The following is a 24,283-nucleotide window of genomic DNA, read 5'->3' as shown; positions in this document are numbered from 1 at the left end:
TCACGGTGCCAGGTCTTGCGCCCACGCCGGATTCAGCAGCGCATACACCTCATGGTCGCGCCACTGGCCGTCTATGAAGAGATAGCGCCGGCTGAGGCCCTCCTGGGCGAAGCCCAGGGCTTGCAGCACGGCGCGGCTGCGCTGGTTCTCGGGGCGTACGGCAGCCTGGATGCGGTGCAGGCGGACCTGGGCGCCGAACATCTCGGCGATCACGGCGCGCAGCGCTTCCTGCATCAGGCCCTGGCCCTGGGCCTGCTCGTCGAGGCTGTAGCCGAGGATGGCGTTCTGAAAAGCGCCTCGGGCGACCTGGGACAGATGAACCTGGCCGATCAGCCGGGCCGGGTCCTCGCGCCGGCTGAACCAGTAGCGATAGGCGCTGCCGGCGGCGAAGGCCTGCTCACCCTGGGCAAGGCGTTCGGCCACCGCCTCGGGCGCGAAGAAGTCGGCCGGGTAGGGCGGGTCCCAGCGGGCGAAATGGGATTGGTTGCGCTGCTGGTAGTCGCCGACGGCGGCGGTCAGCGCCACCGAGGGCGCGCGCAGCAGCAGGCGCTCGGTATGCAAGACCTGGGCGGCCGTGCTCATCGCAGAGCCTCGCGCAGAAACGCCAGCAGTTGCGCGCGCGACTGCGCCCGCGCCTCGGCCTGGCCGCCCACATGCACGCCGGCGCCGGGCCGCGTGCCATTGGGCACGTCCAGGCGCAGGCGCAGCGGGGCCGTGCCGTCGAAGCCGTGATAGGCACCGGGGTAGACGGTCAGCTGCGGGCGCGGTGCGGCCGAGGCCTTGGCCAGGGCTTCGCAAGGGGCGGCCGGCGTCCAGTCGTCGGCCCCGCCGACCAGCATCAGCAGCGGCGCGCTGGGTGCATAGCCGCGCTTCAGATCGTTCTCGCAGCCGGGATAGAAGGCCACTGCCGCGCGCGGCCGCAGCGGCTCGGCCGCGACCTCGGCCACCGACAGATTGGTGGCGGCCAGCACCGTGCTGCCGCCATTGGACCAGCCCAGCAGCGCGATGCGAGCGGGATCGACCTCGGGCCGCGCGGCCAGCCATTGCAGTGCGCCGAGCGCGTCGCGGCGGCGGTTCGTCATCGTGACGGCACGGCTGCCAAGCTTCTGCGTGCAGAGCTCGGTCTCGCCGCGCGGGGTCAGCGAGTCCAGCACCAGCGCATGCCAGCCCTCGGCATTCAGCAGGGCGCTATAGCTCCGCATGCGGGCATCGAGCTGGCCTCGGCCGTTGTAGGGGCCGCCGCAGCCGTGCAGCAGCAGGATGGTCGGGAGTGGCCCGGCGCCGGCCGCAGCGGCGAACCAGTGGCCGTTCAGGCTCAGTGCCCGGCCTTCGTGCCGGTCGAGGCTGGGCAGCTCCACGCGGGTCTGCGCCTGCAGCAGGCCGGCGCTCAGCGCCAGCACGGCGCAGCTGACCCGGGCGCGCCAGCGGGCGCTCATGGGCGCAGCGGCGGCGCGAAGCGCAGCGCCATCGCAATGCGGTTCCAGGCATTGATGCCGGCCACGGCGGCGGTCAGAAAGCTCAAGCTGGCGGCGCCGAACTCGGCCAGTGCCCGCTCGTACAGCGCGTCGTCGGCGCCGCCCTGGGGTGCCAGGGTCAGCGCCTCGGTCCAGGCCAGCGCGAGGCGTTCGCGCTCGCTGTAGACCGGCGCCTCGCGCCAGGTGGCCAGCAGGTCCAGCTTGGCCGCCGGCACTTGCAGATCGCGGGCCACGTTCAGATGGAACTGCAGGCAGAAGGCGCAGCCATTGAGCTGCGAGGCGCGGATCTTGATCAGCTCCTGCAGATCCTTGGGCAGGCCCGAGGCGTTGACGGCCTTGCCCAGCGCGATCAGGGCTTCGCTGACGCCGGGCGTCAGGGCGGCGAACTCGGGACGGTCGATACGGGCTGCGGTCATGGGTGAAGGCGGTTCAACAAGGATGGCGGGATTATCGGCGGCGGGGCTGGGGCAATTTGTCCAAAGGCAATTTGTCCAATCGCGCGCGGCCGGCAAAGCCCGAAAAATGGCCCTCTGTTGAGCCAGCGCAAGCCCGCAATCCCGTTGGCTTGCGCGGCCGCAAGGATTTTCATGGATGCTTTCATGCTGGCCCGCATGCAGTTCGCGGCCAATATCACCTTCCACATCCTGTTTCCGACCATCAGCATCGCGCTGGGCTGGGTGCTGCTGTTCTTCCGCTGGCGCTGGCTGAAGAGCGGCGCGCTCGCCTGGCTGACGGCCTACCGCTTCTGGACCAAGGTGTTTGCGCTGACCTTTGCGCTGGGCGTGGTGTCCGGCATCACGATGAGTTTCCAGTTCGGCACCAACTGGCCCGGCTTCATGGAGCGGGCCGGCAATATCGCCGGGCCGCTGCTGGGCTACGAGGTGCTGACGGCCTTCTTCCTCGAAGCCGGTTTCCTCGGCGTGATGCTGTTCGGCCATGGCCGGATCAGCGAGCGCGTGCACCTGGGCGCCACCTTGATGGTGGCCTTCGGCACCACGCTCAGTGCCTTCTGGATCCTGAGCCTGAACTCCTGGATGCAGACGCCGCAGGGCTTCGAGATCATCAACGGCGAGTTCCACGCGCTGAGCTGGATGGCGGTGATCTTCAACCCTTCCTTCCCCTATCGCCTGGCGCACAAGCTGCTGGCCTCGGGCCTGACCGTCGCCTTCATCCTGGCCGGCGTCAGCGCCTGGCAGCTGCTGAAGGGCAAGGTCCAGCCCCATACCGCGCGGGTGCTGCGTGTCGGCCTGAGCCTCGCAGCCCTGCTGATCCCGCTGCAGATCCTGGTCGGCGATCTGCATGGCCTGAACACCTTGATGCACCAGCCGGCCAAGATCGCCGCGATGGAGGGCGTCTGGCAGACCGAGCGGGGTGCGCCGCTGCTGCTGTTCGCCTGGCCCAACGAGAAGACCCGCAGCAATGACTTTGCGATCGGCATCCCGAACGGCGCCAGCCTGGTGCTGACCCACCGCGCCGACGGCGAGATCCGCGGCCTGGACGAGTTCAAGGGCGTGCATCCGCCGGTGGCGCCGCTGTTCTTCGGCTTTCGCATCATGGTGGGCCTGGGCCTGCTGATGCTGGCGGCCAGCTGGCTGGGGCTGTGGCTCTACCGACGCCGCGGCTGGCAGGCCGAGCGCCTGCCGCGGCCGCTGCTGCGCCTGCTGGTGCTGATGAGTTTTTCCGGCTGGATCGCGACGGTGGCCGGCTGGTATGTGACCGAGATCGGCCGCCAGCCCTTCATCGTCTACGGCCTGCTGCGCACCGCCGAGGTTGTCTCGACGACGCCGGCGCCGCTGATTGCCGTCACGCTGGCCGGCTATCTGAGCCTGTACCTGGCCTTGCTGGTGGCCTATGTGGCGGTGATCAAGACCATGGCCGAGAAGCCGGTCGACGCCTCTCTGCCCGGGCAGGGCGCCATCCATCTGAGGACTGCCGCATGAACGCCGATATCTGGATGCCCCTGGTCTTCATGGGTTTGATGGGCCTGGCCCTGCTGATCTATGTGGTGCTGGACGGCTATGACCTGGGCGTGGGCCTGCTGATGGCCGGCGCCCCGGACGCGCACAAGGACCGCATGGTGGCCTCGATAGGCCCGTTCTGGGATGCCAACGAGACCTGGCTGGTGCTGGGCGTGGGCATTCTGCTGATCGCCTTCCCCAAGGCCCATGGCCCGATTCTGCAGGCCCTGTACCTGCCGGTGGCCGTGATGCTCTTGGGCCTGATGCTGCGCGGTGTGGCCTTCGACTTCCGCGTCAAGGTGCAGGCGCAGTGGAAGCCGCTGTGGAACCGCGCCTTCATCGCGGGATCGCTGCTGGCCTCGCTGGCCCAGGGCTGGATGCTGGGCCGCTATATCAGCGGCTTCGCCGAGGGGGGCGCCTACACGCTGTTTGCCGCCGTGATCGCGCTGGCGCTGTCGGCCGCCTATGCCCTGCTGGGCGCCGGCTGGCTGCTGATGAAGACCGAGGGCGAGCTGCAGGCCCGCGCGCTGCGCAGCGCCAAATACGCCTGGCCGGCCGTGGTGCTGGGCCTGGCCCTGATCTCGCTGGCCACGCCCTGGATCAGCCCGACGGTGCGCGCGCGCTGGTTCGCGCTGCCCGAGCTGATCGCGCTGCTGCCGATTCCGCTGATCAGCGTCCTGGCCTTGCTGGCCTTGCGGGCGCTGCTGAACTCGCACCGGGTGCTGGGCAAGCTGTGCTGGCTGCCGTTCGCGCTGATGGTGCTGGTGATGCTGCTGGGTTTTTTCGGCCTGGCCTACAGCCTCTATCCCTTCGTGATGATGGACAGGATGACGATCTGGCAGGCGGCCGCCGCGCCGAAGTCACTGCAGTTCATCCTCGTCGGCTGCGCGATCACCGTGCCGGTGATCCTGGCCTACACGGTGTTCGCCTACCGGGTGTTCTGGGGCAAGGCCGGCGATCTGCGCTATGGATGAGGGCTGAGCTCATCCGCCGCTGCCGCAAGTCATGCCGAGCAGATCGCAATTCGTCGCCTGGCGCTGGTGGCGGGGCGCCTGACTTTCGATACTCCCTCCATCGCGAATCTGGCGGTGAAGGGGAGACAATGAACAAGAATGTGGCGTCCGCCATCTACCATGCCCTGCTGGCGCCCCTGGTCCTGGTGGCCCTGCTGGCGCCGGCGGCGCCGGTGCAGGCCAGCGAGCTGGTCAAGCTGGCGCGGCTGGTCGTCACCGGCAAGCGCCTGAGCCCCGAGCCGACCGCCGCCGAGCGGGCCCGCATCCAGCAGCTGCCACCGGTGCTGATCGAGGGCCGGCGCAGCACCGACGGCCTGCAGGTCGCGGCCCAGCCGCGCGGCTTGCCCAAGGCCTTGTGACGCACCAGGGTGGTGTGCTGGGCCTGCTTTCATCCCCACGGCCGGGCGCCGGCGCACCATCTTCTGGCGCGGCCGTCAATCCTTGTGCGTCAGTCGCGCAAGCCCCGCTGCGGCACTGATTTACCCCCTCCCGCGCTGCCGCGTTTGCGCTCACACTGCGCGGCTTTGCGGGCCCCTGGTCTTCCAGGGCGGCAACAAGCCCGCCAGCGATCGAGGACCAGAGATGAGCAGCAAGCAGTGGCGCAAGGGCGTGCCCTTTCATGCCGATGTGGCGCCCTGGGTGCGCCATATGCCCCAGGTCGACGAGTACCGCGAGAACCTGCTGCGCCTGCAAGCCGTCTGGGACAGCCTGGCCCTGCTGGGCCAGATGAGCGGGGCGGCCGCCGATATTGCCCACACCCGGGCGGCCTTCGAGGCGTTGACCGCGCGGCTGCTGGACAACCTGGCGCGGCGCCTGCTGGACAACGCCCGCCAGCGCCTGCAGGGGCAGGCCCAGGTGGCGATCGACATCCTGGTGCGCAATCTGTTCGAGCGCACGGCCGACGTCAGCTTTCTGGCCGCCGATGCGCCCTTGCGCGCGCTGGCCGCCGGCGGCGACGACAAGGCGGCCGAGGCGCGGGCCGCGCTGGAGGCTCGCTTCAGGGCCTATGTGGCCAAGTACTCGGTCTATGACGACATCGTCCTGCTCTCGCCCCAGGGCCTGGTGCTTGCGCGGCTGGACCGCAGCGTCGCGGCCACGCACAGCGCCGACCCGCTGGTCGCGCAGGCGCTGCGGCCCGGCGTGCCCTATGCCCAGCGTCATGGCGCCACCGATCTGCTGGACGGGCGCACGGGCCTGATCTTCGCCAGCGCGGTGCGGGGCGAGGAGGGCGGAGCCTGCGGGGTGCTGTGCCTGTCCTTCCGCCTGGCCGACGAGATGCGCAGCGTGTTCGCCCAGCTGCTGCCGGCCGGCGAGCGCACGGTGCTGGCCCTGGTCGATGCCGAGGGTCAGGTCTTGCAGAGTTCGGATGCCTGGCAGATCCCGCCCGGCGCCCGGCTGCCGGCCGTGTCGCGGCAACGCCTGGTGTTTGCCGGGCGCGACTATCTGGCCGTCGCGGCACCGGCCAATGCCTACGAGGGCTATGCCGGGCCGGGCTGGTCGGCCGTGGCGCTGGTGCCGGTCGAGCAGGCTTTCGATATGGATCAGGCGGCGCAGCCGGGCGCCGGCGAAGCGCTGACGGCCGGGCTCGACACCCGCGATCTGTTCGATGCCGAGCTGCACGGCATTCCGCTGGAGGCCTCGCGCATCCAGCGCGATCTGTCGCGCTCGCTGTGGAACGGCAGCCTGCGCAGCCGCGCACGGACCGAGGCGGCCGGCTTTGCGATCACCTTGCTGGGCGAGGTCGAGCGCACCGGCCAGCGGCTGCGCCTGGTGTTCGAGCAGGCGATCGCCAATCTGCAGCATTCGGCGCTGGCGGCGGTGTTCGACAGCGCGGTCTTCCATGCCCGGCTGGCCATCGACATCATGGACCGCAATCTCTACGAGCGCGCCAATGACTGCCGCTGGTGGGCGCTGGACGCCGAGCTGCAGCGGCTGCCGAGCGGCGAGATCACGGTGGCCCAGGCCGGCGAGCGCCTGCGCCATATCAACAGCCTCTACACGGTCTATGCACTGCTGCTGGTGTTTGACGCCGAGGGCCGGGTGCTCGCGGTGTCCGACCCGGCCCAGGCCCATCAGCAGGGGCGGCTGCTGGACGCGCCCTGGGTGGCCGCCACCCTGGCGCTGCGCGATCGCGAGCGCTACGCGGTCTCGCCGCACGCGGCCTGCGGGCTCTACGGCCCGCATGGCGAGCGGCCCACCTATGTCTATGCCGCCGCGCTGCCGGCGCCCGATGATGGCAGCCGGGTGCTGGGCGGCATCGCCGTGGTGTTCGATGGCGAGCCGCAGTTCGCCGCGATGCTGCGCGATGCGCGGCCGCCCGGTGCCAGCGCCCTGCTGCTGAGCCGCGACGGCCGTGTCGTGTCCTCGACCGACCCGCGCTGGCCGGTCGGCGGCGGCGGGCCGCTGGCGAGCACCGATCTGGCGCTGGCGGCCGGCGAGACCCGTCGCTGCGAGCTGGAGATTGACGGCCTGGTGTATGCGGTGGGCATCGCGATGTCGGGCGGCTACCGCGAGTACCGGCGCGGCGCCGCGCCCGGCGAGCAGGATGTGGCGGCGGTGATGCTGATGCCGCTGGGCCAGCGCCTGGCGCCGGCCGCCGGGCTGCCGCCCGCGTTCGAGCCCGAGGCATTCCGGGCCGAACTCGGCGCTCCGATGCTGGATGTGGCCAGCTTTCTGGTCGACGGCCAGTGGCTGGGCCTGCCGGCCCGGCAGACCTTGGAGGCGCTGGAGCGCCCCCGCCTCACCGGCATGCCGAATGCGCCGGCGGCCCTGCTCGGCATGCTGAGCCATCAGGAGCAGATGCTGCCGGTGCTGGATCTGGCCTGCCTGCTCTATGGCCGGCCCGGCACGGCAGCCGAGGCACCGGTGCTGGTGTGCCAGCGCGAGGGCGGGCAGCGCCTGGCGCTGTGCGTGCAGGAACTGGGCCAGGTCTTCAGCATCGCCGCCGAGGCCGCCCGGCCCAGCCCGACGCGCGGTGGCCGCGAGCGCCTGCTGCGCGGCGCAACCGGCGGCCAGATGCTGACCCTGCTCGATGTCGAGGACCTGTGGCGCCAGCTCGCCGGCGGCGAGCTGGCGGGCGGGCTGGCGGGTGGCCTGGACCTGATCGAGGGCTGATCAGCCCCAGCCCGGCGGGTTCGGGTGCAGCCGTGCCATCGCATAGCTGTCGACATAGCGGCCGGCCCGCAGCGCGTAGGCGCGCTGGCGGCCCTCGATCTCGAAGCCGAAGTGCTGGTAGAGCTTCAGCGCGCGCTCGTTGTCGACAAAGACGCCCAGCTCGATGCGCAAGACCTGGCCCCAGTTGTCGGCATAGTCGATCAGCGCGGCCATCAAGGCCTTGCCGACACCGCGCCCCTGGGCCTGCGGGGCGACCGCCAGGCCCAGATGCATCACATGGCGGCGGCGCAGCGCCGGACCGGCCGCGTGCAGGCCGGCGCTGCCGACGACCTCGCCGCCGGCCACGGCCACCAGGGGCAGGTCGGTGCCACCGGGCGCCAGATTGTTCTTCAGCCGCTGCTCCCATTGCTCGGTCGAGGCGTGGGGCAGTTGCAGCAGGCCCGGCAGCACCTCGGGGTGACTCATCAGCTGGGCCATGGCGGCGGCGTCGGCGGTCTGGCTGCGTCGTATCGTGATGTCCATGATGTCGTCCTTGTGGGATGGGCAAGAAAAAAGCCCGCTGGGTCTCAGCGGGCTCGGGGGGGATTCGGTGGGTTTCTAGCGTGGGGGCCTGCCGCTGTACCGGCCCCGGCGCGTATCGTCAAAGACGAAGCGATGCATCTGCTGGGAGCAGATGGCTAGGGTCAGATGTTGAGGGCGGCAAGGGCACGACATGGGCCCAGTATGCTGGGCCTGGCGCGACAAGGTCAACTGGGCGCACGTCGCATCGCGGCGACAATCAGGTCATGCCTCGCCTGTCCGCCATCGTCCCGCCCAGCCCCGTCATCGAAGCAGTAGCGCCACGCCCGCGCGGCCAACCGCAGCCGGCGCTGCGCTATGCGCTGCGGGCCGGGCCCAGCGCGATCGACGGTCTGGGGGTGTTCGCCGAGGAGGCGATCCCGGCGCGCCGCAAGATCGGCGAGATGCGCGGCGAGTCGATCTCGGTGCGCGAGGCGCGCCGCCGCGCCAAGGGGCGCGAGCGCATCCATATCGTCGAGGTGTCGGAGACTCGCGCGGTGGATGCGACGGACTCTCCCGAGCCGATGCGCAATATCAACCATTGCTGCGCGCCCAACGCGGTGCTGCGCATCCGCCAGGGCCGGGTCGAGTTCTATGCGCTGCGCGATATCGAACCCGGCGAGGAGATCACCTGCCACTACGGCGACAGCCACCACGAGGGGCGGCTGCGCTGCCGCTGCGGCGCACCGAACTGCAGCGGCAGGCTCTGAGCCGAGCGGCGCTGCTCAGTGCAGCGGCGCTTCCGGTGCCGGGTGCTGCAGCCAGAACAGGCGCAGGTCCTGCACCGAGAACAGCGCATCGTCGATCAGCACGTCCTGGTCCACCTCTTCGCCTTCGTCATAGGCCTCGACGATATAGGCCTCGCGCTGCTCGCCGGCCGGCATCGCGACGGCGGCCACCGACATCAGCATCGCGTCCAGCATCTGGCCGGCCTCGCTGTCGGTGTCGTGCACATACCAGTGCTGCTGGTTGTCTTCCACCGCCTGCATAAAGCCCTCCACCCACATCACGCCGGTGGGCGGCAGCTCGGCCAGCTGCTCGGCGCGCAGCACGCCTTGCGACAGCAGCTCGGCCTTGGTGGCCTCGTCGAACTCGGTGATCAGCGGGCTCAGTTGCATCGCGTCGGGCTGCTCGGCCAGTGGCTCGGGCGCCAGGTTCTCGGCGATCTCGTTCCAGCGCTCGTGCAGCGCGTCGGTGAAGGCCTCCAGCTGGTCCTGCGCCTGCAGCGGCTCGGGCCAGTTCTCGCCGAACAAGGCATCCATGGCCTGCAGCGGCGAGGCGACGACGGGGCCGCAGATCAGCGCCGTCATATAGCCGTCCAAGGTGTCGATCGGCACCGCCTCTTCGTCCTCGCTCGATTGCGCGGCAAGAATATTCAGCAGGGCGGCCAGGCGCTCGGCGTTGTCATGGTCCAGGGTGTCGCTCACAAGCGCCTCCTCAAAAAACAAAAAAGAACAGGGGCCCCGAGGGGCCCCCGTGTGTGGAATATCGTAGCCGGGTTCAGAGCAGGCGTTCGCCGATCCAGGCCTGCACGCCGGCCAGGGCCGCGGGCAGGGCTTTCGCGTCGGTGCCGCCGGCCATGGCCAGATCGGGCTTGCCGCCGCCCTTGCCGCCGACCTGCAGCGCGACGAAGTTGACCAGGTCGCCGGCCTTGATCTTGCCAATGCTGTCGGCCGTGACGCCGGCGGCCAGCTGGACCTTGTCGCCGTCGACCGCAGCCAAGACGATGGCGGCGGTCTTCAGCTTGTCCTTGAGCTTGTCCATCGTTTCGCGCAGGGTTTTCGCATCGGCGCCGGGCAGCAGGGCGGCCAGCACCTTCAGGCCCTTGACGTCCACCGCCTGGGCCAGCAGCTCGTCGCCCTGGGCCGAGGCCAGCTTGCTCTTGGCGGCGGCCAGCTCCTTCTCCAGCGACCGGACCTGGTCCAGCACCGCATGGATGCGTTGCTCCAGCTCGGCGGGCGCCGTCTTCAGGCTGCCGGCGACGGCCTGCACCGTGGCTTCCAGCGACTGCAGATAGGCCAGCGCGTTGTCGCCGGTGACGGCTTCGACGCGGCGCACGCCGGCGGCCACGCCGCCCTCGGCGACGATCTTGAACAGGCCGATATCACCGGTGGCCTTGACATGGGTGCCGCCGCACAGCTCCTTGGAGCTGCCGATGCTCAGCACGCGCACCGTCTCGCCGTACTTCTCGCCGAACAGCATCATCGCGCCGCTCTTCTGGGCGTCGTCCAGCGCCATGACCTCGGCCTTCGCCCCGGCGTTGGCCAGGATCTCGGCGTTGACGATGGCCTCGACCTTGGCGATCTGCTCGGCCGTCATCGGTGCGTTGTGCGCGAAGTCGAAGCGGGTGCGCTCGGCGTTGACCAGCGAACCCTTCTGCTGAACATGGGCGCCCAGCACCTCGCGCAAGGCCTTGTGCATCAGGTGGGTGGCGCTGTGATTGCGCACGGTCTTGGCACGGGCCTCGGCGTTGACCTTGGCGACGAACTGGTCGCCGACCTTGATCGCGCCTTCCAGCACGCGGCCATGGTGGCCGAACACATCGGCCTGGATCTTGATCGTGTCCTCGACGGCAAAGCGGCTGCTGTTGTTGCGCAGCTCGCCGGCATCGCCCGCCTGGCCGCCGCTCTCGGCGTAGAAGGGCGTGTGGTCCAGCACGATCACGGCATCGTCGCCGGCCTTGGCTTCTTCGGCCGAGACACCGTCCACATAGACGGCAGTGACCTTGGAGGTTTCACAGACCAGGTGCTCGTAGCCATGGAAGGCCGTGGGCGCGCCCTTGTACTCAAGGCCGGCGGCCATCTTGAACTTGCCGGCCGCACGGGCCTGCTCGCGCTGGCGCGTCATCGCGGCGTCGAAGCCGGCCTGGTCCACCGTGACGCCGCGCTCGCGGCAGACGTCGGCGGTCAGGTCGACCGGGAAGCCATAGGTGTCGTGCAGCTTGAAGGCGGTCTCGCCGTCGAACACGGTCTCGCCCTTGGCCAGCGCGGCTTCCAGGATTTCCATGCCGTTGGCAATGGTCTGGAAGAAGCGCTCCTCTTCCTGCTTCAGCACCTCGGTCACGCGGGCCTGGGCCTGGCGCAGCTCGGGGTAGGCATCGCCCATCTGGTTCACCAGCTCGGCGACGATCTTGTGGAAGAAGGGGGTGCGCGCGCCCAGCTTGTAGCCATGGCGGATCGCGCGGCGGGCGATGCGGCGCAAGACATAGCCGCGGCCCTCGTTGCCGGGGATCACGCCGTCGACGATGGTGAAGGAGCAGGCGCGGATGTGGTCGGCGATGACCTTCAGCGAGGCGCTGTCGGCATCACAGTTGCCGGCTCCTGCACCGTCAACGGCGGCCTTGGCGGCGGCCAGCAGGCCGACAAAGGTGTCGATCTCGTAGTTCGAGTGCACATGTTGCAGCACGGCCGCCAGGCGCTCCAGGCCCATGCCGGTGTCGACCGAAGGCTTGGGCAGCTTGTGCATCACACCGTCTTCGGTGCGGTTGAACTGCATGAAGACGTTGTTCCAGATCTCGATATAGCGGTCGCCGTCTTCATTGGGTGAGCCCGGGGGGCCGCCAGCGATCTCGGGGCCGTGGTCGTAGAAGATCTCGGTGCAGGGGCCGCAGGGGCCGGTATCGCCCATCATCCAGAAGTTGTCGGACATATAGCGGCCGCCCTTGTTGTCGCCGATGCGCACGATGCGCTCGGCGGGCACGCCCACCACCTTGTTCCAGATCTCGTAAGCCTCGTCGTCCTCGGCATAGACGGTGACCCACAGCTTCTCGGCCGGCAGATTGAACTTGGTCGTCAGCAGCTCCCAGGCGTACTGGATCGCATCGTGCTTGAAGTAGTCGCCGAACGAGAAGTTGCCCAGCATCTCGAAGAAGGTGTGGTGGCGCGCGGTGTAGCCGACGTTGTCCAGGTCGTTGTGCTTGCCACCGGCACGGATGCACTTCTGGCTGGTCGTCGCGCGGCTGTAGGCGCGCTTGTCGAAGCCCAGGAACACGTCCTTGAACTGGTTCATGCCCGCATTGGTGAACAGCAGCGTCGGGTCATCGCCGGGCACGACCGGGCTGGAGGAGACGATCTGATGCCCTTTGGACTCAAAGAACTTCAGAAAGGTTTGGCGAATCTCAGCTGCTTTCATTCCGGGGCTTTCCTGCGCACCGCCGGCCGGGATGCCAGCGGTAAATGCTTGATTTTTCGGGGATTTCGATTATAGGGCGGGGGCCGCCCGGGCCGGCAGCCGCTCTGCTTTAGAGTTGGGCCATCGGATAGATATCGGAGGACGCATGACGGATGGCAACAACAGTCCCCTGGCTGCGCTGGAAGACGCCAGCCTGCTGAAGACCCAGGCCCTGATCAATGGCGAATGGGTCAGCGGCAAGAGCATGTTTGCGGTCCATGACCCGGCCACCGGCGCCCATCTGGCCGATGTCGCCAACCTGGGCCAGGCCGAGACCGAGGCCGCCATCGCCGCCGCCAACAATGCCTGGGTGGTCTGGCGCGGCAAGACCGCCAAGGAACGCGCCGCCATCCTGATGCGCTGGCAGCAGCTGCTGGTCAAGCATGCCGACGACCTGGCCCGCATCATGACGGCCGAGCAGGGCAAGCCGCTGGCCGAGGCGCGCGGCGAGGTGGTGTACGGCGCCAGCTTCATCGACTGGTTCGCCGAGGAGGGCAAGCGGGTCTATGGCGAGACCATCCCGACCACCGACAACAACAAGCGCTACCTGGTGCTGAAGCAATCGATGGGCGTCTGCGCCGCGATCACGCCCTGGAATTTCCCGATCGCGATGATCACCCGCAAGGTCGCGCCGGCCCTGGCCGCCGGCTGCACCGTCATCATCAAGCCGGCCGAGCAGACGCCGCTGTCGGCGCTGGCGGTGGCCGAGCTGGCCCAGCGCGCCGGCATGCCCTCGGGCGTGCTGAACGTGCTGACGGCCGATGGCGAGGGCTCGATCGCGATCGGCAAGCTGCTGTGCGAAAGCGATGTGATACGCCACCTGTCCTTCACCGGCTCGACCGAGGTCGGCCGCATCCTGATGCGGCAATGCGCGCCGACGATCAAGAAGCTCTCGCTGGAGCTGGGCGGCAACGCCCCCTTCATCGTCTTCGACGATGCCGATATCGACAGCGCCGTCGAGGGCGCGATGGCCAGCAAGTACCGCAACGCCGGCCAGACCTGCGTCTGCGCGAACCGCCTCTATGTGCAGGAGTCGGTCTACGAGCAATTCGTCGAGAAGCTGGCCGCCAAGGTGGCCGGCATCAAGATAGGCAATGGCTTCGAAGCCGGCGTCAGCCAGGGCCCGCTGATCGATGACCTGGCCGTCGCCAAGGTCGAGACCCATGTGGCCGATGCGCTGGCGCTGGGCGCGCGCCTGGTGGCCGGCGGCAGGAAGCGGCCCGATCTGGGCGAGCGCTTCTTCGAGCCGACCCTGCTGGCCGATGCCAGCGCGCAGATGCTGTGCTCGCGCGAGGAGACCTTCGGCCCGGTGGCGCCGGTCTTCAGGTTCAAGACCGAGGCCGAGGTCGTGGCCCAGGCCAACAACACCGAGTTCGGCCTGGCCAGCTACTTCTACAGCCGCGATATCGGTCGCATCTTCCGGGTCGGCGAGGCGCTGGAGTACGGCATGGTGGGCGTCAACACCGGCCTGATTTCGGTGGCCGAGGTGCCGTTTGGCGGCGTCAAGCAGAGCGGCCTGGGCCGCGAGGGCTCGCGCCACGGCATCGAGGACTATGTCGAGATGAAGTACCTCTGCCTGGGCGACATCCTGAAGTAGTCAGGGGCTGGGCGGCTCGTCATTGGCCGCCTTCTTGTGCGCGCGCGGTGGCGCCGGTGGCGCGAACTGGGCATGGGCCGCGCTGCTGGTGGCCAGGCGCAGCAGGGTCTCGGCATCCTGGGCGTCGGCCGGATAGCGGGCGATGCCGACACGGGCGCTGATGCTCATCGAATGACCGGCCAGGTTCAGCGGTTTCTGCAGCGCCGCGGCCAGTTTCTGCGCCACCCGTTCGGCGTCCTCGGGTTTCTCGGTCGAGGCCAGCAGCACGCCGAAGCTGTCGCTGCCGATCGCCGCGACAACATCGCTGGCACGCACGCCGGCACGCAGCCGCACCGCCATGCGGCGGCGCAGCACATTGACGCTCTCGCGCCCCAGCCGCTCGCGCACCTTGCTCAGCCCTGAGATCCGCAGCACCAGCAAGGCCATCGGCGAGGGTTCGCGCTGGCGCAGCGCCAGCAGATGGTGGATGTGCTCGAGCAGCTGGGCACGGGTCGGCAGGCCGGTGTCCAGATCGGTGGCGTAGGCCTTGCGCGCGCTGCGGTCCAGCCGGTGGCGCTCGATGGCCCAGCGCAGGCTGCGGGCCAGCCCGTGCTGGCCCCACTGGGTCTGCAGCACGACGTCCTGCACGCCGCGCTGCAGCAGCTCCAGTGCGGCAGGCGCAGGGCAGGCCGGGCTCAGCACCAACACGGCGGTCTCGATCACCGCGTGCGACAGCGCCCCCCAGGCCGAGAGACCGGCCGCCCGGTCGCTGGGCAGGGCCGCCAGCAGTGCGTCGTAGCTGCGTTCCCCCAGCGCCTTCGCGGCCTCCTCGAGGCTGGCACAGCGTTCGAGCGAGAAACGTCCCCATTCGGGCGAGGTCAGCTCGGCGGCGAGGATCGCCGGGCTGTACTCGTCGACCCACAAGACCTTCATCGTCACGCTATGGCTCAAGACCTGGCTCCCGGCAGCGGCTCGATCGCCGCTGCAGTGATTGTTGTAGTTGTTGCTATGGCCTGCGATTAGAAGCCATCGCGACCGGCCGCGCTGCTGGGGATTCCACCGCCGGGCGGATAGACTGCCTCATCGAGCGATGCGGGGAGGACGCATGCACACATCGCCTGCCATCGGTCGCGGGTCTTCGCTGTTCCGGGGCGCCGGGTCATCAGTCTGGGGCGCCGCCGTGCTGCTGGGCGGCCTGGTGCTGACCCTGTTGTCCTGGCACTGGCTGGCGCAGCGCGAAGTGCTGGACGCTCGCACCCAGTTCGAGCGCCTGTCGGAGCGTGTCGAGCGCGAGCTGGTGCGGCGTCTGCAACTGCCCGTCTACGGCCTCAATGGTGCGCGCGGTCTCTACGCCGCCAGCAGCGATGTGCGGCGCGCCGAGTTCCGCGCCTATGTGGATTCGCGTCAGCTCGATCATGAGTTCCCCGGCATCCGCGGTTTCGGATTCATCGAGCGCGTGATGCGCGCCGATGTCGCGCGTTTCGTGGCCGCGACACGGGCGGACGGTGCTCCCGATTTCGAGCTGCTCACCCAGGGCAAGGCCGAGGACCTGTTCGTCATCAAATACATAGAGCCGTTGGCCGCCAATCGCGCCGCGCTGGGGTTGGACGTCGGCAGCGAGCCGGTGCGGCGCGAGGCCGTCGAACGGGCGGTGCTGAGCGGACAGGCAGCGCTCAGCGGCCGCATCGTGCTGCGCCAGGATGCCGCCCAGTCGCCGGGCTTTCTGCTGCTGGTACCGATCTACCGGCCCGGCAGCGATCCCACCACCGACGCGCAGCGCTGGCAGGCCCTGGTCGGCCTGGTCTACGCGCCCATCGTCGCCCGCGAAGTGCTGGCCGGGCTGGACCGGGTGGCCGACGGGCAGCTGAAGCTGGAGCTTTTCACCGGGACGCAGCCGGATCCGCAGTCCGCCATGTTCACCTCATTGGATGCCGCCGTGGCGTCGCCGCTGTTCACGCAGCAGCGCCAGATCAGTGTCGGCGGCAGCAGCCTGCTGCTGCGCAGCACGACGCGCCCGGACTTCGAACGCCAGCATTTCCATCGCAGCGCACGCTGGCTGGCGCTGGGCGGGGGGCTGCTGAGTCTGACGCTGGCGCTGGCTGCCTGGCTGCTGGCCTCGGGGCGCGAGCGGGCCATGCGTCTGGCACGGACGATGACGGCCGATCTGGAGCGCCTGGCCCTGGTGGCACGGGCCACGGCCAATGCGGTTATCGCCACCGACACCCAGCTGCGCATCACCTGGGTCAACGAGGGCTTCACCCGCGTGACCGGCTACGAGGCCGTCGAGGCCCTGGGCCGCACGCCGGGCGAGCTGCTGGGCAGCGGCCTGGCCAGCCCGCAGGTGCTGGCCACCCTGGCCGAGGCGGCTGCCTCCGGCCGGGGCTGCCGGGTCGAGATCCTGAACCGCCGCAAGAGCGGCGAGCTCAACTGGGTCGATACCGAGCTGCAGCCGGTGCACGACGTCCACGGGCGCCTGAGCGGCTTCATCGAGATCGCGCTGGACATCACCGAGCGCAAGCAGGCGGCCGAGCAGCTGTGGCAGGAGCGCGAACGGCTGGCCAACATCATCGAGGGCACCGGCGCCGGCACCTGGGAATGGAACGTGCAAGCCGGCACGGTGCGCTTCAACGAGCGCTGGGCGGGCATGCTGGGCTACACCCTGGCCGAGCTGGAGCCGCTGGGCTATCACACCTGGTCCCATCTGGCCCATCCGGACGACCTGGCGATGTCCGAGCTGCTCCTGCAGCGCCATCTGCGCGGTGAAATCGACCATTACGAGGCCGAGCTGCGGGTGCACCACAAGAACGGCCATTGGGTCTGGGTGCTGACGCGCGGCAAGCTCTATGCGTACACGCCGTCGGGCGAGCCGTTATGGATATCCGGCACGCACCTGGACATCACCGAGCGCAAGACCATGGAGCAGGCGCTGCGCGACAGCGAAGCGGTGCTGGAGCGCGCCGGCCGGATCGCCGGCATCGGTGGCTGGCAGGTCGAGTTCAGCGACATGAGTCTGCACTGGACCGATCAGACCTTCCGCATCCACGACCTGCAGCCGCAGCGCCAACCCGATCTGCAGGAAGCGCTGGAGTACTACGACCTGTCGGGCCGGCTGGCGATACGCGCAGCGCTGCAGCGCGCCTTCAAGGCGCGTGAGAGTGCGGATCTGGAGCTGCGCCTGACGACGGCGCTGGGCCGCGAGATCTGGGTGCGCGCGATCGGCGAACCTGAGTTCGACGGCGAGCGCGTGGTTCGTATCAACGGCACCCTGCAAGACATCACCGAACGCAGGGCGCTGGAGGACTCGATGCGGCGCAGCAACGAGGTGCTCCGCAGCGTGATGGACAACCTGCCTTGCGCGCTCAGCGTGTTCGATGCGGATCTGCGCCTGGTCGCCCACAACGAACAGTTCGTCACGCTGCTGGGTTTCCCCGCCGAGATGGTGGTCGACCGGACCACACGCTTCGAAGACATCATCCGTTTCAATGCCCGGCGCGGCGAGTATGGCAATAGCAGTGACATCGAGGTCACGGTCGAACAGATCATCGAGCGCGCGCGCCGACCCAGCGTGCATCAGTTCGAGCGGGTGCGCGTGGACGGTACGGCGTTGGAGGTGCGCGGTGCGCCGATGCCGGGAGGCGGCTTCGTCACCACCTATATCGACATCAGCGAGCGCAAGCGTCTGGAGGCCGCGCAGCGGCGCAGCAGCGAGCTGATGCAGGTGATGCTGGAGAATCTGCCCTGCGGTCTGACGATGTTCGATGCGCAGATGCAGCTGATGCTGCACAACAGCCGCTATGCCCGCATGTACGAGCTCGACGATGATTTCTTCGCCAGCTCACCGGTCACCGTGGAAAAAGTCGCGCTCTTGATGCAGAGTCGGCGCGAGTACGGTGAGCTCGACACCGAGCAGGCACTGCAGGCCGCCTTCGCCCGTGCCCGCGACGCGATGCAAGCGCCGCATTACTGGGAGCGCAACCGCCCGGGCGGGCTGGTGCTGGAGATGCGCAGCGCGCCGCTTCCTGGCGGAGGCTTTGTCACGACCTATACCGATGTCAGCGAGCAGCGCCGTGCTGCCGCCGCGTTGGCCCAGACCCTGGCGATGCTGAAGGCCGTGCTGGACGCGGCCAGCAAGATTGCCATCATCGCGACCGACCGCCGGCGCTTGATCACTGTCTTCAATCGCGGTGCCGAGCAATTGCTGGGCTACGCGGCCGAGGAACTGGTCGGCCGGCGCGGCACCGAGGACCTGCATGTACCCGAGGACCTGGCCAGCTACGGCCGCGCCGTGTCGGCCCAGGTAGGGCAGGAGCTCAGCGGCTTCGCCGCGATGATCCATCCCTCGCAGCTGGGTCAGGAGGTGGAGTGCCGCTATGTGCGCAAGGATGGCAGCCGCTTCCCGGCCATGCGCGTGGTCACCGAAATGCGCGACCCCGACGGAGGGCTGTACGGCTATTTGGGCGTCGCCTATGACGTCACCCGGCAAAAGGAGCAGGAGGCCTCGCTGCGCGACGCGATGGCGCAGGCCGAGCAAGCCAGCGCCGCCAAGAGCCAGTTTCTTGCCAATATGAGCCACGAGATCCGCACGCCGATGAATGCCATCCTGGGCATGCTGAAGCTGCTGCAGAAGACCGGGCTCGATGAACGCCAGCGCGACTATGCCGACAAGACCGAGGGCGCGGCACGCTCGCTGCTGGGCTTGCTCAACGACATCCTGGACTTCTCCAAGATCGAGGCCGGCAAGATGGGTCTGGACCTTCAGCCCTTCAATCTGACAAGGCTGATGCGCGACACCCGGGTGATTCTCGAGGCCTATCTGGATGGCAAGCCCTTGAGCCTCGTCTGCGAGCTTGATCCGAAACTGCCGGACTGGCTGACGGGTGATGCCCTGCGCCTGCAGCAGGTGCTGGTCAATCTGGGCGGCAATGCGATCAAGTTCACCGCTGCCGGCTCGGTGCACTTGAGCTTGCGGGCGCTCGGGCTTGAGGCCGGTCTGCAGAGGCTGGAGCTGCGTGTCAGCGATACCGGCATCGGCATTGCGCCCGAGCACCAGGACAAGATCTTCACCGGTTTCACCCAGGCCGAAGCGACGACGACGCGTCGCTTCGGTGGCACCGGCCTGGGGCTGGCGATCAGTCAGCATCTGGTTCAGCTGATGGGCGGGCAACTGAGACTGCAAAGCCAGCCTGGTCAGGGCAGCGAGTTCTTCTTCGAGCTGAGCCTGCCGGTGCCAGCACCGACCGAGCTGCCTGCGCCGGAGCCGACACCGGCTGTGGAGGGACAGGTGTCGGGTGCGCAGCGCCTGTCCGGCCTGCGCCTGCTGGTGGTCGAGGACAATGTGAACAACCAGCAGGTGGCCCGCGAGCTGCTGCAGGACGAAGGCGCCGAGGTGCTGTTGGCCGGCGATGGACGGCAGGCGCTGGATGTGCTGGCCGCTGGCAAGCACATCGACGCGGTACTGATGGATGTGCAGATGCCGGTGATGGACGGCTATACCGCTACCCGCCACATCCGCGCTCAGGAGGCCCATGCCGGTCTGCCCATCATTGCGATGACGGCCAATGCCAGCGATGCCGACCGGGTCGAATGCCACGCGGCCGGCATGGACGAGCATGTCGGCAAGCCCTTCGAGATCGAGGCGCTGGTGCGGCTGTTGTGCCGCTATACCGGGCGCAGTGCCATCGCTGCGGCGGCCCCGGTCGTTGTCACTGGCGTGCCCGAGACGCTGGGCCGGCAGGCTGCGGCTGCGGGCCTGGACCTGACCGGCGCGCTGCAGCGCCTGATGGGCAAGACCGAGCTGTATGCGCGCATGCTGACATCCTTCGCCGCCAGCGCTGCGGCCTTGCCGGATCAGCTTGACCTGCAACTTCAGCGTGGCGAGCGGGCGGCTGCTGCCGCGACGCTGCACGGCTTTCGCGGCCTGGCTGCCACGCTGGGTGCGGACCGGCTGGCCGCATTGGCGCGCCACGGTGAGACCGAGCTTCAGCAAGGCCGTCTGCCCGGGCCGGCCTGGCGGGCCGAGCTGGCGCAGCGCATGCGCGACAGCCTCGCGCTGATGGCCCGCGTGTCCGAGGTGCTGAGCGCCCGCGCGGCGCCGGCGGCGCCGGCAGGCCCCCTGGACCGTGCGCAGGCGCTGGAGGATCTGGGCGCGCTGGCTCTGCTTCTGCGCCGGTCCGATCTGGCCGCGCTCGACGCACTGGAGCAGCTGCGCAGCCGCCATGGCATGACGCTGAGCCTGGATGAACTCGATGAGGCGATGGCGTCGCTGGATTTTCCGCGTGCTCTGCAATACTGCGAAGCCATGATCGGAGACCTTGCCCCATGAGCAGCGACATCGCCATCGACCTGAAGGACCTGCTGGGCCGTCCGCCGCGGCTGCTCTTGGTCGACGACCAGCCGCTCAATATCCAGGCGCTGCACCAGGTGTTCGCGGCCGATTGCCAGGTCCTCATGGCCACCTCGGGCGAGCAGGCGCTGACGCTGTGCCGCGAGCAGCAGCCCGATCTGCTGCTGCTCGATGTGCAGATGCCTGGCATGGATGGCTACGAGGTCTGCCGGCGGCTGAAGGCCGACGCCCAGCTGGCCGCGATGCCCATCATCTTCGTCACCGCCCACCAGGACGCCACCAGCGAGACGCGGGCCCTGGAAGGCGGGGCGGTCGACTTCATCAGCAAGCCCTTCAACCCGGCCGTGGTGCGTGCGCGCGTCAAGACCCATCTGACCCTGAAGCTGCAGTCCGACCTGCTGCGCCAGCAGGCTTTCGTCGACGGGCTGACAGGACTGCACAACCGGCGTTTTTTCGATGAGCGCGGCGAGGCCGAGTTCCAGCGCGCGCTGCGCAATGGCAGCAGCCTGGCGATGCTGCTGGTGGACGTTGACTACTTCAAGCGCTACAACGACTGCTACGGCCATCTCGCCGGCGACGATGCCTTGCGCGGCGTCGCGGTGGCGCTGCGCAGCGGCCTCAAGCGACCAGGCGACCTGCTGTGCCGCTATGGCGGCGAGGAGTTCGCGGTGCTGCTGCCCGAGACCGATATGGAGGGCGCGCAACGTGTGGCGCAGATGCTGGAGCAGGCGGTGCGCGGCCTGCGCAGTCCCCATGCCGCCTCGGAGGTGGCCGATGTGCTGACGATCAGCCTGGGCATGGTGTGCGGCGTGCCGGGCGCTCGCCACAGCGTCGCCGGCATGCTGGAGCTGGCCGATCGCCAGCTCTACCGGGCCAAGGCCGAAGGGCGCGCGCGGGTGTGCAGCGTGGCGATCTAGGGCCTGGCCACGGTCGCTAACCGACGATCACGTAGTCGTCGCGCCCCTGCGACTTGGCGCGGTACATCGCCGCGTCGGCACGCTCGACCAGCGCGGCGGCACGCTCGCCCGAACCGGCCAGCGCCAGGCCCAGGCTGGTGCGCACCGGCAGTTGCAGGCCGCCGGCCAGCTCGAAGGGGGCGCGTATCGCGGCCAGGATCTTCCTTGCCAGCGGCGCCAGCTCATGGGCCTGCTGCACGTCCTCCAGCAGCACGGTGAACTCGTCGCCGGCCAGGCGGGCGACGAAGTCGGTCTGACGCACGCTGGCGCGCAGACGCCGGCCGAATTCCTTGAGCACCGCATCGCCGATTGCATGGCCGTGCTGGTCGTTGATCAGCTTGAAGCCGTCGAGATCCAGAAAACCCAGGGCCAGCCGCGTGCCGTGGCGCTGCGCGCGCAGCAGGCCCTGGTCGAGCTGTTCGTGGAAATGGCGCCGGTTCGGCAGACCGGTCAGCGCATCGAAGCGAGCCTCCGCAGCCAGCTGGATCTCCAGGTTCTTCATGGCGGTCAGATCACTGGCGAGCACGAAGAAGCCCTGCACATTGCCCTTGTCGCAGCAGTCCGGCACATAGCTGAACTGCAGAAAGCGCGGCTCGCCCGGCACCGCCGACCAGAAGCCGAACTCGCGCCGCTGCCCGGCCAGCGCGGCCAGCACATGCTCGCGGTGGCTGGCGTACTCGGTGGCGCCCATCATCGATTCCAGCGGATGGTCCAGCACCTGCTCGGCGCTGCGCTGACCCCACTCGAGTGCCACGCGGTTGCAGAAGCGCACCCGCTGCGCGCCATCCACATAGGCGATCAGGGCCGGCACATTGTCGGTAATGCCGCGCAGCCGGGCCTCGCTGTCGCGCAGCTGCTGCAGTGCCGTCAGTTTGTCGGTCACATCGCTGAAGGACACGACCACGCCGTCGATGCCGCCATTGCGCTTCAGCGGCCGGGTGTTGTGCTCAAGCACCCGATCGCTGCCGTCACGGCGCCGCAAGCGGGTATAGACCTTGCTCAGCACTTCACCACCGCGCAGCGTGCGTTCGGCCGGCATGTCCTCCGGGCGCAGCGGCCGGCCCTCCATATCGCGCCAGCTGCTGGGGTCGGGCGTCGGCACCTTGCCGATATCCTTGTGCAGCGGCAGGCCCAGGATCTCGCTCGCGCTCTGGTTGGCCAGCGTCAGCCGGCGGCTGCTGTCGCTGATGACCACGCCCTCGTGCAGCGACTCGATCACGGTGAGCAAAAAGCTCTCCTGCTGTTCTAGCTGAGAGCGCTTGCGGCGCAACTCGATCAGCATGCCGACCTGGCGCGCCAGAATGATCAGCGCACGCTGCTGCGACGCCGTCAGCTCGCGCGGCTTGCGGTCGATCACGCACAACGCACCCAGCGCATAGCCCTTGGTGCTCAATAGCGGAGCTCCGGCATAGAAGCGGATGCCGAGTTCGCCGGTCACCAGCGGATTGTCGGCAAAGCGCGGGTCGAGCAGGGCGTCGCGAACCTGCATCAGCTCATCGGGTTTCAGGATCGCGTGGGTGCAGAAGGACTGGTCCCGCGGCGTCTCGCCGGCATCAAGCCCGCAGCGGGCCTTGAACCATTGGCGGTTCGCGTCGACCAGGCTGATCGCCGCGATCGGCACCTCGCACCACTCGGCCGCCAGGCTGACCAGATCGTCGAAAGCCGGATCCCGGGCGCTGTCCAGCAGGCCCAGTGCCTGCAAGTCTTTCAGCCGTTCGAGTTCCTGGGCTGGCAGGGGGAATTGCATGAGGGGCTCCGCAGTCGGGATGGGAGCGATATTAAGCGGGCTTGGACCTGGGCTGATGCTCGTCCCAGACGGCAAAAGCCTGGTGACTTGGGAGTCACCAGGCTTTTGCCGTTGGAGCGGGTGATGGGAATCGAACCCACGCTATCTGCTTGGGAAGCAGAAGTTCTACCATTGAACTACACCCGCGTCGGCGCGAATTCTAGCCCAGTGCCAGATGCTGCTCAGCAGTCATGCACATGCACACCTTCGCTGGGGTCGACCGGGCGTGTCCAGGGTCGGGCCTGGAGCGCGGCGCGGGTGTCGGCCAGGCCGGCCGCGCGGCGCGCTTCGATGCTGGCGCGGCTGAAGTCCATGTCCTTGGTCTGGTCCTCGCCGGGCAGGCGTGGTGCCAGCAGGCGCAGCACATGCATCTGGGTACCGCAGCCCCATGCCGTCAGCTCGCGCGCGGCAGGGCTGCGGCGCTGCTCGGCCGGCAGCTGGCGGCCCAGCTCGCGGATGATGTGGCGCAGGTGGTGGATCTGCTGCTGGCGGGCCAGCGCCGCGTCGATGCGGCTGGCGTACTGGATGTCCTTCTGGCGGTTGCCGACCTCCCAGATGCTCTCGGGCTCGGGGCCTTCGGGATTCCAGAGGTGGATGGAGAAGATCGTCGAGTCGCGCCGCGGGTTGTCGTCGAGCACGCATTCCAGCGGCGTGTTCGAGTAGATGCCGCCATCCCAGAAGGGCTCATCGTCATTGATGCGCACCGCCGGGAAGGCCGGCGGCAGCGCGCCGGAGGCCATGATGTGGCGGGCGTCCAGCGCCTGGTCGCGGCTGTCGAAATAATGCATCTGGCCGCTGCGGGCGCTGACGCAGCCCACCGTCAGCCGGGTCGGCGCGGCTTGCTGCAGGCGCTCGAAGTCCAGCAGTCGCGCGAGGGTCTGCTGCAGCGGCGCGGTGCTGTAGTAGGCGGCGCGCTCCAGGCCGAGTCGGGTCTGCGGGCCGTAAAGGCTGCCGGGGCCGGGCTCGAAGAAACCCGGGATGTCCCGGCTCACGGTCGCCAGATTGTTCCAGGCCGGCCCCCAGGGCGCTGGCTGGCCGACCAGGTCCCAGAACTCGCACAGACGCTGCAGCCGCAGCTCCGGTGCATTGCCGGCGATCAGCGCGCCGTTGATCGCGCCTATCGAGGTGCCCACCACCCAGTCGGGCTCCAGCCCGGCCTCATGCAAGGCCTCGTAGACGCCCAGCTGATAGGCCCCCAGCGCGCCGCCGCCTTGCAGGACCAAGACAAGTTGGCCAGGGGGGCGGGGGATTGCAGCGGGCTTCTGGCTCATCGGCCGAGCATAGCGGGCCTAGCAGGCTGTTGAATTTCAGCTCGTAAGTCCCGTTTCGCAATC

At 68.8% G+C, this 24,283-nt stretch carries 17 protein-coding genes and 1 tRNA gene; 8 read left to right on the top strand and 10 right to left on the bottom strand.

Going from position 1 to position 24,283, the window contains the following annotated elements:
* From ABGI63_RS24395 to ABGI63_RS24385, 3 genes are read right to left on the bottom strand one after another with little or no spacing between them, the layout of a single operon-like run.
* On the bottom strand, positions 1 to 582 hold the full coding sequence (locus ABGI63_RS24395; RefSeq protein ID WP_349745158.1) for a GNAT family N-acetyltransferase: 582 nt from the start codon (positions 580 to 582) through the stop codon (positions 1 to 3).
* Positions 579 to 1,436: a dienelactone hydrolase family protein gene (locus tag ABGI63_RS24390; protein WP_349745157.1), complete on the bottom strand. Its 858-nt coding sequence runs from the start codon at positions 1,434 to 1,436 to the stop codon at positions 579 to 581. The genes ABGI63_RS24395 and ABGI63_RS24390 overlap by 4 nt, the downstream gene beginning before the upstream one ends.
* Entirely contained in the window at positions 1,433 to 1,891 is a 459-nt protein-coding gene (locus ABGI63_RS24385; RefSeq protein ID WP_349745156.1) for a carboxymuconolactone decarboxylase family protein, read from the bottom strand. The genes ABGI63_RS24390 and ABGI63_RS24385 overlap by 4 nt, the downstream gene beginning before the upstream one ends.
* Before the next feature lie 171 nt (positions 1,892 to 2,062).
* On the opposite strand from ABGI63_RS24385, the gene ABGI63_RS24380 reads away from it, so the two are divergent.
* The 4 genes from ABGI63_RS24380 (at position 2,063) to ABGI63_RS24365 (ending at position 7,560) form a co-directional block, all read left to right on the top strand.
* Entirely contained in the window at positions 2,063 to 3,415 is a 1,353-nt protein-coding gene (locus tag ABGI63_RS24380) for a cytochrome ubiquinol oxidase subunit I (protein ID WP_349745155.1), read from the top strand.
* A complete protein-coding gene (locus ABGI63_RS24375) occupies positions 3,412 to 4,407 on the top strand; it encodes a cytochrome d ubiquinol oxidase subunit II (RefSeq protein WP_349745154.1) in 996 nt (331 codons plus the stop codon). The genes ABGI63_RS24380 and ABGI63_RS24375 overlap by 4 nt, the downstream gene beginning before the upstream one ends.
* A 128-nt stretch (positions 4,408 to 4,535) precedes the next feature.
* The gene (locus ABGI63_RS24370; RefSeq protein WP_349745153.1) at positions 4,536 to 4,805 is read left to right on the top strand and encodes a hypothetical protein; all 270 of its coding nucleotides are present in this window, start codon (positions 4,536 to 4,538) and stop codon (positions 4,803 to 4,805) included.
* A gap of 223 nt (positions 4,806 to 5,028) precedes the next feature.
* Positions 5,029 to 7,560, top strand: a complete 2,532-nt coding sequence (locus tag ABGI63_RS24365) for a chemotaxis protein CheW (RefSeq protein WP_349745152.1) — start codon at positions 5,029 to 5,031, stop codon at positions 7,558 to 7,560.
* Here ABGI63_RS24365 and ABGI63_RS24360 read toward each other — a convergent pair whose 3' ends face one another.
* On the bottom strand, positions 7,561 to 8,082 hold the full coding sequence (locus ABGI63_RS24360; RefSeq protein ID WP_349745151.1) for a GNAT family N-acetyltransferase: 522 nt from the start codon (positions 8,080 to 8,082) through the stop codon (positions 7,561 to 7,563).
* Positions 8,083 to 8,345: 263 nt separating this feature from the next.
* Between ABGI63_RS24360 and ABGI63_RS24355 the strand changes: the two genes are divergently transcribed.
* Entirely contained in the window at positions 8,346 to 8,828 is a 483-nt protein-coding gene (locus tag ABGI63_RS24355) for an SET domain-containing protein (protein WP_269841052.1), read from the top strand.
* Positions 8,829 to 8,843: 15 nt separating this feature from the next.
* Here the strand turns inward: ABGI63_RS24355 and ABGI63_RS24350 are convergent, their stop codons facing one another.
* Together ABGI63_RS24350 and alaS are read right to left on the bottom strand one after the other, a co-directional pair.
* Positions 8,844 to 9,545, bottom strand: a complete 702-nt coding sequence (locus ABGI63_RS24350; protein ID WP_171018281.1) for a UPF0149 family protein — start codon at positions 9,543 to 9,545, stop codon at positions 8,844 to 8,846.
* A gap of 73 nt (positions 9,546 to 9,618) precedes the next feature.
* Positions 9,619 to 12,249: an alanine--tRNA ligase gene (alaS, locus tag ABGI63_RS24345; RefSeq protein WP_349745150.1), complete on the bottom strand. Its 2,631-nt coding sequence runs from the start codon at positions 12,247 to 12,249 to the stop codon at positions 9,619 to 9,621.
* Positions 12,250 to 12,394: 145 nt separating this feature from the next.
* Between alaS and ABGI63_RS24340 the strand changes: the two genes are divergently transcribed.
* Positions 12,395 to 13,885, top strand: a complete 1,491-nt coding sequence (locus ABGI63_RS24340) for an NAD-dependent succinate-semialdehyde dehydrogenase (RefSeq protein WP_349745149.1) — start codon at positions 12,395 to 12,397, stop codon at positions 13,883 to 13,885.
* Here the strand turns inward: ABGI63_RS24340 and ABGI63_RS24335 are convergent, their stop codons facing one another.
* Positions 13,886 to 14,815, bottom strand: coding sequence for a diguanylate cyclase domain-containing protein (locus ABGI63_RS24335; RefSeq protein ID WP_349745148.1), 930 nt, complete (start codon positions 14,813 to 14,815; stop codon positions 13,886 to 13,888).
* A 154-nt stretch (positions 14,816 to 14,969) separates the two neighbouring features.
* On the opposite strand from ABGI63_RS24335, the gene ABGI63_RS24330 reads away from it, so the two are divergent.
* Both ABGI63_RS24330 and ABGI63_RS24325 read left to right on the top strand, forming a co-directional pair.
* Positions 14,970 to 20,186 carry a PAS domain S-box protein gene (locus ABGI63_RS24330; RefSeq protein ID WP_349745147.1) on the top strand — a complete coding sequence of 1,739 codons (5,217 nt, stop codon included), beginning with the start codon at positions 14,970 to 14,972 and terminating at the stop codon, positions 20,184 to 20,186.
* Positions 20,183 to 21,124 carry a diguanylate cyclase domain-containing protein gene (locus ABGI63_RS24325; protein ID WP_349745146.1) on the top strand — a complete coding sequence of 314 codons (942 nt, stop codon included), beginning with the start codon at positions 20,183 to 20,185 and terminating at the stop codon, positions 21,122 to 21,124. Before ABGI63_RS24330 ends, ABGI63_RS24325 begins: the two co-directional genes overlap by 4 nt.
* A 16-nt stretch (positions 21,125 to 21,140) precedes the next feature.
* On the opposite strand, the gene ABGI63_RS24320 is transcribed toward ABGI63_RS24325, so the two are convergent.
* The 3 genes from ABGI63_RS24320 to ABGI63_RS24310 form a co-directional block, all read right to left on the bottom strand.
* Entirely contained in the window at positions 21,141 to 22,910 is a 1,770-nt protein-coding gene (locus ABGI63_RS24320) for a bifunctional diguanylate cyclase/phosphodiesterase (RefSeq protein ID WP_349745145.1), read from the bottom strand.
* Positions 22,911 to 23,022: 112 nt separating this feature from the next.
* A tRNA-Gly gene (locus ABGI63_RS24315) sits at positions 23,023 to 23,096 on the bottom strand.
* 35 nt (positions 23,097 to 23,131) lie between these two features.
* A complete protein-coding gene (locus ABGI63_RS24310) occupies positions 23,132 to 24,220 on the bottom strand; it encodes a patatin-like phospholipase family protein (protein ID WP_349745144.1) in 1,089 nt (362 codons plus the stop codon).
* Between the last annotated feature and the right edge of the window lie 63 nt (positions 24,221 to 24,283).

The sequence above is a fragment of the Roseateles cavernae genome, from assembly GCF_040187885.1.
Taxonomy (GTDB): domain Bacteria; phylum Pseudomonadota; class Gammaproteobacteria; order Burkholderiales; family Burkholderiaceae_C; genus Roseateles_E; species Roseateles_E cavernae.
The sequence above is the reverse complement of the archived record's forward strand: the minus strand, read 5'-3'. Positions and strand labels throughout refer to the sequence as shown.